Annotated in this window: 7 protein-coding genes and 1 pseudogene; 7 read left to right on the top strand and 1 reads right to left on the bottom strand. The window is 67.5% G+C overall.

What is annotated here, in order from left to right; translation table 11 throughout:
- Positions 1-478, top strand: a 478-nt coding sequence (locus DFR50_RS31875) for a hypothetical protein (protein ID WP_170153049.1), incomplete at its 5' end; no start/stop codon positions are given.
- Positions 479-561: 83 nt separating this feature from the next.
- Here the strand turns inward: DFR50_RS31875 and DFR50_RS04310 are convergent.
- Positions 562-996, bottom strand: a complete 435-nt coding sequence (locus DFR50_RS04310; protein WP_113887981.1) for a DUF1489 family protein — start codon at positions 994-996, stop codon at positions 562-564.
- A 449-nt stretch (positions 997-1,445) separates the two neighbouring features.
- On the opposite strand from DFR50_RS04310, the pseudogene DFR50_RS04305 reads away from it, so the two are divergent.
- The 6 genes and pseudogenes from DFR50_RS04305 to DFR50_RS04280 form a co-directional block, all read left to right on the top strand.
- Positions 1,446-2,321: pseudogene (locus tag DFR50_RS04305) on the top strand (AraC family transcriptional regulator); the annotation flags it as partial.
- Positions 2,322-2,564: 243 nt separating this feature from the next.
- On the top strand, positions 2,565-3,632 hold the full coding sequence (locus tag DFR50_RS04300; protein ID WP_113887979.1) for an ABC transporter substrate-binding protein: 1,068 nt from the start codon (positions 2,565-2,567) through the stop codon (positions 3,630-3,632).
- 137 nt (positions 3,633-3,769) lie between these two features.
- Positions 3,770-4,588 (top strand): ATP-binding cassette domain-containing protein, encoded by an 819-nt coding sequence (locus tag DFR50_RS04295; protein ID WP_113887978.1) that lies wholly within the window; start codon positions 3,770-3,772, stop codon positions 4,586-4,588.
- Positions 4,588-5,847: a sugar ABC transporter permease gene (locus DFR50_RS04290; protein ID WP_113887977.1), complete on the top strand. Its 1,260-nt coding sequence runs from the start codon at positions 4,588-4,590 to the stop codon at positions 5,845-5,847. The genes DFR50_RS04295 and DFR50_RS04290 overlap by 1 nt, the downstream gene beginning before the upstream one ends.
- Positions 5,848-5,874: 27 nt before the next feature.
- Positions 5,875-6,603, top strand: a complete 729-nt coding sequence (locus DFR50_RS04285) for an SDR family oxidoreductase (RefSeq protein ID WP_113887976.1) — start codon at positions 5,875-5,877, stop codon at positions 6,601-6,603.
- A 34-nt stretch (positions 6,604-6,637) separates the two neighbouring features.
- Positions 6,638-7,402, top strand: coding sequence for an SDR family NAD(P)-dependent oxidoreductase (locus DFR50_RS04280; protein ID WP_113887975.1), 765 nt, complete (start codon positions 6,638-6,640; stop codon positions 7,400-7,402).
- The last annotated feature ends 1,654 nt before the right edge of the window (positions 7,403-9,056 follow it).

The raw sequence follows: 9,056 nt of genomic DNA, 5'->3' as shown, positions 1-9,056 counted from the left end.
CGGACCGTCGGCGCTGGCGCTGGACGCGAGCCACATCACGGCGATCACGGCGAGCGGCGGGACGGTGACGGTCGGCAACGGCGTGTTCGCCGCCGATCAGCCGGCGCTCGACACGATCGCCGGCGGCTTCGCGATCTCCGGCAGGGCGAGCGTCTTGAACGGAAACCTCGACGGGCTCGAAGCCGACCAGGCGCATATCGACTCGGTCACGGCGAAGGGCGGCGCGATCACGGTGACGATCGCGCAGTTCGCCGCCGACCGGCCGCTGCTGGACAAGGTGGTCGGCGGCGTCGTCGTCTCGGACAGCGCGGCCAACATCGCGACCGGCCTCGGCCTGCTGCAGGGCGACGTCGGTCACATCGACGCGATCACGCTGACCGACGCGACCAAACCGACGATCACCCTGACGGCGGCGCAGGCCTCGGCCGACGCGGCCGTCCTCGCCAAGATCACGAGCCCCTTCACGCTCGTGACCTGACGCGGCCGAGCCTGCGCCGCCCGCTCAAAGCGTCGAGGGCGGGGGCGCCCGCCTCGGCGAATCGGCGCCGGAAGCGCGGCCGGTCACAGCAGCCCCAGCGACGCCAGCTCGCGCCGCAGCGTCTCCGGCATCTCGGCGATTCCGGCCTGCGTTTCGTCGAGGTCGGGCGGCGCGTCCTCGGCCGCGTAGTAGCGCCAGCCCTGGAACGGCCGCATCGGCCGCGGCGCGACCGCGACCACCGTCTCGTCCAGCCACAGCCGGCAGCGCCCGATTCCGTCGGCGTCGACGAACGGCTCGATCCCGAGCAGCGTCTGCCGCGCGGCGATCTGGCCCTTGATCACCCAGTAGAGCGAGCCGCCGACGAGGTCGTCGGCCCGCTTCGGCGCCATGCGGGTGACGTGGGCGTGGCGGCGCGGCAGCCCGCGCCGGCCCGCCTCGCGAAACCGCGCCGCCGTCCACTGGCGAAGATCGTCGAGCGACTCGGCGCCGACGCAGAGCTTGATCAGGTGGAGGGCCATGGCGGACTTATAGCAAACGCCGGCGGCGGGCCGAGCCCGCGTTCCGCGCTGTCCACAACGGCGGCCTTCCGCGCGCCGCGGTATTCCCGCCGGCCCGATCGGATCGCCGGGTCCGCAGACCGCGGACGTTCACAATCCGCCCGTCGACCGATTGAGATTGCAGCCGTTCGCGACGGCGGTCCTGAGCAGCTCAGCCCGGATCGGCGCTCCGCCCCGAAGCCGACGGAACCAACATCTCGATATTGATCGGGTTCAGTCAATCAGAAACATGACCGCCGGCAACATCGGCCAAACGTTCAACTCCACAGACCTTGATGTCAAAAAAGTATCAGCCGCCGCAACGCGCTGTGGTGGCGCGCGCCGGCAGTTGCCGCTATCGTCAATCGGAGACGAGCAGAAACAAGCCAGTACAAGAACCGCTCGGCGGCGTCCTCAGGGAGGGACGGCTAATGGAACCCGACCTAGAGGTCATCCAGATCAGGCCGAGCGAATCGTTTTCGGCAATGTGCCACGGTTATCCGTATCGCACGGTGCGATGGCACTTCCATCCGGAGTTCGAGATCCATCAGATCGTAACGACTCGGGGCCGTTACTTCGTCGGCGATTTCATTGGTGAGTTCGAACCTGGCAATCTTGTCCTCACCGGCCCAAACCTTCCGCACAACTGGATCAGCGATGTGCCGGCTGGTCAGGCGGTCGACCTGCGCTGCCGCTTCATCCAGTTCACCTCCGACTTCATCGCCGCAGCGACGAAGGCGTTCCCCGAACTGAAAGCCATCGCGCCGCTTCTGGAGTCGGCCCGCCGCGGCGTTGTGTTCAGCAGCCAGACCAGCCACGAAGTCCGGCCGATCCTGGAAGCGATCATGGAGGCCCAGGGCGTTCTCCGCATCGAACTCTTCATGAAGATCATGGGCCTGCTCAGCCGAGAGCGAAGCGCGCGGGTGCTTGCCAGCGAAAGCTACGTTCCCGATCCCTCCGGCTACATGACGGCGGGCATGAACAAGGCGCTCGCCTATATCCGCGAGAACCTCACGCAGCCCTTCCAAGAACGCGATCTGGCCGCGATCGCGAAACAATCGACAGGCGCGTTCTCTCGCTCCTTCCGCAAGCATACCGGCATGTCGCTCCTTCAGTACATCCGCCGCCTGCGGATCAACATGGCCTGCCAGATCCTGATGAGCGATGAACACGCGCAGGTCTCGGACATCTGCTTCGAGGTCGGGTTCAACAACCTTTCCAATTTCAACCGCCAATTCCTCGCGGAGAAGGGCATGCCGCCCTCACAGTTCAGGAAGCGACTGGCCGACAATGTCTCGGCCGCAGAGCCGCACGGCAGGGAGGATCAGCAAAGAGCCACGCATTGTCCCCATGGTGACAACAAGACGGACGCGCACGGCAGACGGCCTTCGGGGGACGCGGTCGACCCGCGATCGTCTGGGGAACTGCGAAACCGCGGCCGCTCCGACGGCGGGACCGCTCCCGCCCTGCACCACGTCCGTCGACGGGAACCACGACGGACGGTCGATCAACTTTCCCCAACGACAACATAACCGAATGGAGAGGATCCGATGAACACGTTTTCTTCGCGGCTGAGCCGCCCGGCGCTGCTGGCCGCCGTCATGCTGGGGGCGGGCTTCGCCTCCGCGCAGGCCGCCGACATATCCGGCTCGACCGTCGCCTTCCTGATGCCCGACCAGGGCTCGACCCGATACGAGCAGCACGATCATCCCGGTTTCGTCGCCGAGATGACCAAGCTGTGCCCGAGCTGCAAGGTGATTTACCTGAACGCCGACGCCGACGTGGCCAAGCAGCAGCAGCAGTTCAACTCCGCCATCGCCCAGGGCGCGAAGGTCATCGTGCTCGACGGGGTCGACTCCGCGGCGTCGGCGTCGCTGGTGCACAACGCGCAGGCCCAGGGCGTCAAGGTCATCGCCTACGACCGTCCGATCCCCGACGGCAAGGTCGACTTCTACGTCTCGTTCGACAATGAAGGGATCGGCAAGGCGATCGCCGCGTCGCTGGTGGAGCATCTCAAGGCCACGGGCGTCGCCCCGGACGGCGTCGGCGTGCTGCAGATCAACGGCTCGCCCACCGACGCGGCCGCGGGTCTGATCAAGCAGGGCTCTCATGAGGGCCTGGCGACGGGTCCGTACAAGACCCTGGCCGAGTTCGACACGCCGAACTGGCTGCCGAGCAACGCCCAGCAGTGGGCGGCGGGGCAGATCGCCCGTTTCGGCAAGCAGATCGTCGGCGTCGTGGCGGCCAACGACGGGACGGCCGGCGGCGCGATCGCAGCGCTGAAGGCGTCCGGCGTGAGCCCGCTGCCGCCGGTGACCGGCAACGACGCCGAGATCGCGGCGTTGCAGCTCATCATCGCCGGCGACCAGTACAACACCATCTCCAAGCCCAGCGAGATCGTGGCGCGGGCGGCCGCTGACGTCGCCGTGCAACTCCTCGAGGGAGAGACGCCCAAGGCGACGACGACGCTGTTCAACTCGCCCTCGCAGCTCTTCGTGCCGGCCGTCGTGACGGCGGAGAATCTCAAGGCCGAGATCATCGACAAGAAGATCCAGACGCCCGAGGAACTCTGCTCGGGACGCTATGCCGAGGGCTGCAAGAAGCTCGGCATCCAGTAGGCCCCGATTGGCGGCCGGGCCGGGCGCGAAGCCGGCTCGGCCGCCGCGCGGCCGAACGCTTAGCGGCCGCCCCCGGCGACCTGCCGGGGGCGCCCGCAAGAGGCCGCATCGATCCATTCGAAATTCGGGACGCCGCCATGACGCAACTTGCCGACCTCTCGGCGTCAGACCCTCGGTCCCTGGTCAGCTTGAGGACCATCTCCAAGAACTTCGGCGCCGTCTCCGCGCTGACCGAGGTGGACCTCGACATTTTTCCCGGCGAGATTGTCGCGCTTGTCGGCGACAACGGCGCCGGCAAATCGACGCTCGTCAAGATCCTCGCCGGCGTCCTGCAGCCGAGCTCCGGCGCCATTGCGTTCGACGGCGCGCCGGTGACGCTGTCGAACCCCAGCGCCGCGCTGCGCCTCGGAATCGCGACGGTGTTTCAGGACCTGGCGTTGTGCGAAAACCTCGATGTGGTCGCCAACATCTTTCTCGGGCGGGAACTCAGCCCGCTGCAACTCGACGAAGTGGCGATGGAAGTCCGCGCCTGGACGCTGCTCGGCGAGCTGTCCGCGCGCATCCCGAGCGTCCGCGAACCGGTCGCCGCCCTCTCCGGCGGTCAGCGTCAGACCGTGGCGATCGCGCGGTCCTTGCTGATGAATCCCAGGGTGATCCTTCTGGACGAACCGACCGCCGCGCTCGGCGTCGCCCAGACGGCGGAAGTGTTGAACATGATCGAACGCGTGCGCGACCGCGGCCTCGGCGTCGTGATCATAAGCCACAACATGGAGGTCGTGCGCGCCGTGGCGGATCGGATCGTGGTGCTTCGCCTCGGACGAAACAACGGCGTGTTCCCGCCGGACGCATCCAACCACGATCTGGTGAGCGCGATCACCGGCGCCGACGACAACGCGGTCTCGCGCCGGGCGAGAAGCGTCGCCCAACCCAGATCCTTGAACCCGGGACGTCATTGATGAGCCCTGATTCCGGACATCACGCCGACTCGCCGGCGCTTCTCGACCGCGGCGACACGCGGCTCAAGGATCGAAGCGGGATCGCCGGCGCGCTCAAGGCCTTCGCCGACCGCGTCCAGTCGGGCGATCTCGGGTCCCTCCCCGTCGTCATCGGGCTCGCCATCATCTGGACCGTGTTCCAGACGCTCAATCCGGTCTTCCTGTCCCCGCGCAATCTCGTGAACCTGCTGTTCGACTGCTCGACGGTCGGCGTCATCTCGCTCGGCATCGTCTGCGTGCTCATGGTGGGAGAGATCGACCTGTCGGTCGGCTCCGTCAGCGGACTGTCTTCCGCCATCCTCGGCGTGCTGTGGGTGCGGCTCGGCTGGCCGCCGGAGCTGGCGATCCTGGCGGCGCTGGCGGCCGGATGCCTGATCGGCTGCCTGTATGCGCTGCTCTTCAACCGCCTCGGCATGCCGAGCTTCGTCTCGACCCTGGCGGGCCTGCTCGGCTTCCTCGGGCTCCAGCTTTACATCCTCGGGCCGAAAGGCTCGATCAACCTGCCTTACGAATCCCCGCTGGTGACGTTCGGCCAGCTGCTCGTCATGCCGGCGCCCGTGTCTTATGCGCTGGCCGCGGTTCCCGGCGCCCTCACGCTGGTGCGCCGCCTCCGTACGGCAAGGCGGCGCAGGGCCTCCGGACTGTCCTCCCGGGCCCTGGGCGGGTTGCTGCTGGAGGCGGGCCTGATCACCGTCGTGCTCGAGGGGATGGCCTACTACCTCAACTTCGCCCGCGGCGTGCCGTGGATGTTCGGCCTGTTCGTCGGGCTGGTGATGGCGATGAACTATGCGCTGCGAAGCACCCAGTGGGGCCGCTCGATGACCGCGGTCGGCGGCAATCGCGAGGCGGCGCGACGGGCCGGCATCGACGTGCGCCTGATCTACGCCAGCGCCTTCGCCCTGTGCTCGACTTTGGCCGCCGCCGGCGGCTTGCTGTCCGCCGCACGTCTGGCCAGCTCCAATCTGCAGGCCGGCACCGTCGACGTCAATCTCAACGCCATCGCCGCGGCCGTGATCGGCGGCACCAGCCTGTTCGGCGGCCGCGGCAGCGCTTACTCGGCGTTGCTCGGCATCATCGTGATCCAGTCCATCGCAAGCGGTCTGACGCTGCTCGATCTGTCCTCGTCGCTCCGATACATGATTACCGGAGGCGTCCTGGCGATTGCGGTGGTCGTCGACTCTCTCGCTCGCCGCTCCCGCGTTTCCCATGGCCGCGCCTGAGCGGGCGGTCCAATCGAAGGGCGTCCAATGACCATGCAACTCTCCGGAAAGGTCGCGGCGGTCACCGGCGCCGCGTCCGGCATCGGGCTGGCGTGCGCCCGCGCCATGCTCGAGGCGGGCGCGCGCGTCGCGTTGGTGGATCGCGCGGCCGACAGGCTGCAGGAACTCTGTTCGGAACTCGGCGACGGTGCGTTCCCCATCGTCACCGACCTCCTCGACCCGTCCAGCGTGGCGCGGATGACGCCCCAGATCCTCGACATTGCGGGGCATCTCGACATCTTTCACGCCAATGCCGGGGCCTATATCGGGGGCGAAGTCGTCTCGGGCGACCCCGACGCCTGGGACCGCATGCTGAACCTCAATATCAACAGCGTCTTCCGCACCGTGCATGCGGTCCTGCCGCACATGGTCGAGCGCAAGAGCGGCGACATCATCGTCACGAGTTCGGTCGCCGGCTTCGTTCCCGTCGTGTGGGAGCCGATCTACACCGCCTCGAAGCATGCCGTGCAGGCGTTCGTCCACACCGTGAGGCGTCAGGTCGCCAGGCACGGCGTTCGCGTCGGCGAGGTGGCGCCGGGGCCTGTGGCGACCGCGCTGATCAGCGACTGGCCGAAGGCCAAGCTGGAGGAGGCGGAAGCGGCAGGCAGCCTGATGCAGCCGAACGAGGTGGCGGAGGCGGTTCTCTTCATGCTGACGCGGCCGCGCAACATCGTCATCCGCGACCTCGTGATTCTTCCCCAGAGCCTGGACATCTGACGGGCGCCCCCTTCGCGACGGAGAGACACACACCATGATTCTCGATCGATTCCGGCTCGATTCCCGAACAGCTCTGATCACGGGCGGCACGCGCGGCATCGGGCTCGCCATCGCCCAGGCGCTGGGCGAGGTCGGCGCGCGGATCGTCATCAGCGGCCGCACCCTGCCGAAAAGCACCGAGCGGACCCTCTCGGACGCGGGCGTCTCCTTCGACTTCCTCGCCTGCGAGCTCTTGGAGGACGGCGCCGCGGAGCGTTTGGTCGCCGACACGGTCGCGAAGGCGGGAAGCCTCGACATTCTGGTCAACAACGCCGGCATCGCCATTCACGGCGACAGCGGCGACTTCCCCGACGCCACCTGGCGGCAGATCATGAGCCTCAACGTCGACGCGCTGTTTCGCGGCTGCCGAGCCGCCTTGGCGCCGATGCGCGCCCAGGGCAAGGGCGTCATCCTCAACGTCGGCTCCATCTCGGGGATCGTCTCCAACATCCCGCAGAATCAGGTCGCCTACAACAGCTCCAAGGCTGCGGTCCACATGATGACCAAGAGCCTGGCCAGCGAGTTGGCGGCGGAGAACATCAGGGTCAACGCGGTCGCGCCCGGCTACATCGAGACCGATCTTTCCCGCGGCGGAATCGCCAACCCGGATTGGTTCCCCATCTGGCGACGCATGACCCCCATGGGCCGGGTCGGCCAACCGGACGAGGTCGCTGCGGCGGCCCTGTTTCTCTGCTCCGATGCGGCGAGCTACGTGACCGGCGAGGTTCTGGTCGTCGACGGCGGCTACACGACCCGCTGAGTCGGGCGTTCGAACCGTCGAGGCTGGGGAAAACGGCTCCGTCTTGTCCGACGCGAGGAACGGCCGCATCGGCCGCGGCGCGACCGCAACGCCGTCTCGTCCAGCCCCCGGCGCAAGATTCCGTCGGCGTCGGAACACTCCCAAGTCTCTGCGTGATTGGCGATGGCGATGCTCGTCTCGACCATCTGTAAAAGCTCCGGCATCGCCTGATGGACAAACGATCGGGCGCCGGGGTGACGGAAATCAAGGGCAGCCACGGATCTTCATCTCGCAGCCGCGCGCGGTCGCAAACGTCATCGAGGAGGCCGCGCGCAGCGCCCACTCGCCAAGCTCCACACGGTGGGCGCTGACCGGCAAGGCGCGGTGAAGACCTCGGCGCCTCCGGCTTCCGCCTCGATCGGCACCCCGCCAGCCAGCCCGGAGAAGCCAACGAAGTCAACGGCGCAGCGGCGTCTTGTTCACGGCCTGCTTCAGGGCGGACTTCGCGCCCCGCTTCCCCCGCCCGATCGTCGACGATCCACCCGTCCCGCTGATGGGCGCGCGCGCGTGCTTTACGAACAACAGAAACTATGCTATCAATAGTTCTGCTGTTTTAAAACTTCATCCGAAAACCGAGTGTCGGACTCGGATCCGGCAGGCGGTGGCGCGGCACGCCGGCGCGAGCCGTCACGATTGCGCCATGGCGCAAGTTCTCTCTTGCGAAAAGCAGGCGGTCGAGGCGTGGCGTGTACGCGGCCGCCGGCTGCGTATCGCGCTCGACGAGCGCGGCTGCACAAGCGCCGGCCCGGATCGGCCTCGGTTCACACACCCAAGCCGCCGTCATCGCGAGGAGCGACCCCCGGACTTGGATCCAGACTTGGATCCGGGGGGACGCGGCGATCCAGGGGGGCGCTGCCAAGGTCTGCGGTATGCCGGGCGTCGCCACGCTTCAACGCCAGCGCAGGCGGCCCCTGGATCGCCGCGTCGCCCTTCGGGCTCCTCGCGATGACGGCGGGAAGCGTCATCGCCCCCACCTCGGCGTTGACGACCGCCCGTCATTCCCAAGGCGCGCCAAGGCTTGGGAGTTACAAAGTGACGCATCTCCCAAGCCGGGCGCACGAGCGGCGATCGCGGCGCTCAACGGGAGGGTGAGCGTCTCGCGCACCCGGACTGGGGGACGCCGCCGCTCCCGGGGCGCGCACTGTCCGGCCCTTCGCGCCCACGTCGGGAGTCACGGAGTGAAAAAGTGACGTTACTCCCAACCCCGTCATTGCGAGGAGCGAAGCGACGAAGCAACCCATGCCGCTGCCGCCGCTTGCCTCCTGCGGAAAAAATCGCTCCGTCTTCTGCTCGCAACGAAGGGCGGCGGGACGATCAGAGGGCGCAACAGCGGCCCAGCGGCCCTGGATCGCTTCGCTTCGCTCGCGATGACGGCGCTGTTCGCTGCCGGCTTGGGAGTTACAGAGTGACGTTACTCCCAACCCCGTCATTGCGAGGAGCGAAGCGACGAAGCAACCCATGCCGCCGCTTGCCTCCTGCGGAAAAAATCGCTCCGTCTTCTGCTCGCAACGAAGGGCGGCGGGACGATCAGAGGGCGCAACAGCAGCCCAGCGGCCCTGGATCGCTTCGCTTCGCTCGCGATGACGGCGCTGTTCGCTGCCGGCTTGGGAGTTAC

It is taken from the genome of Roseiarcus fermentans, assembly GCF_003315135.1.
GTDB lineage: Bacteria > Pseudomonadota > Alphaproteobacteria > Rhizobiales > Beijerinckiaceae > Roseiarcus > Roseiarcus fermentans.
This window is presented reverse-complemented; position numbering and strand designations above follow the sequence as displayed.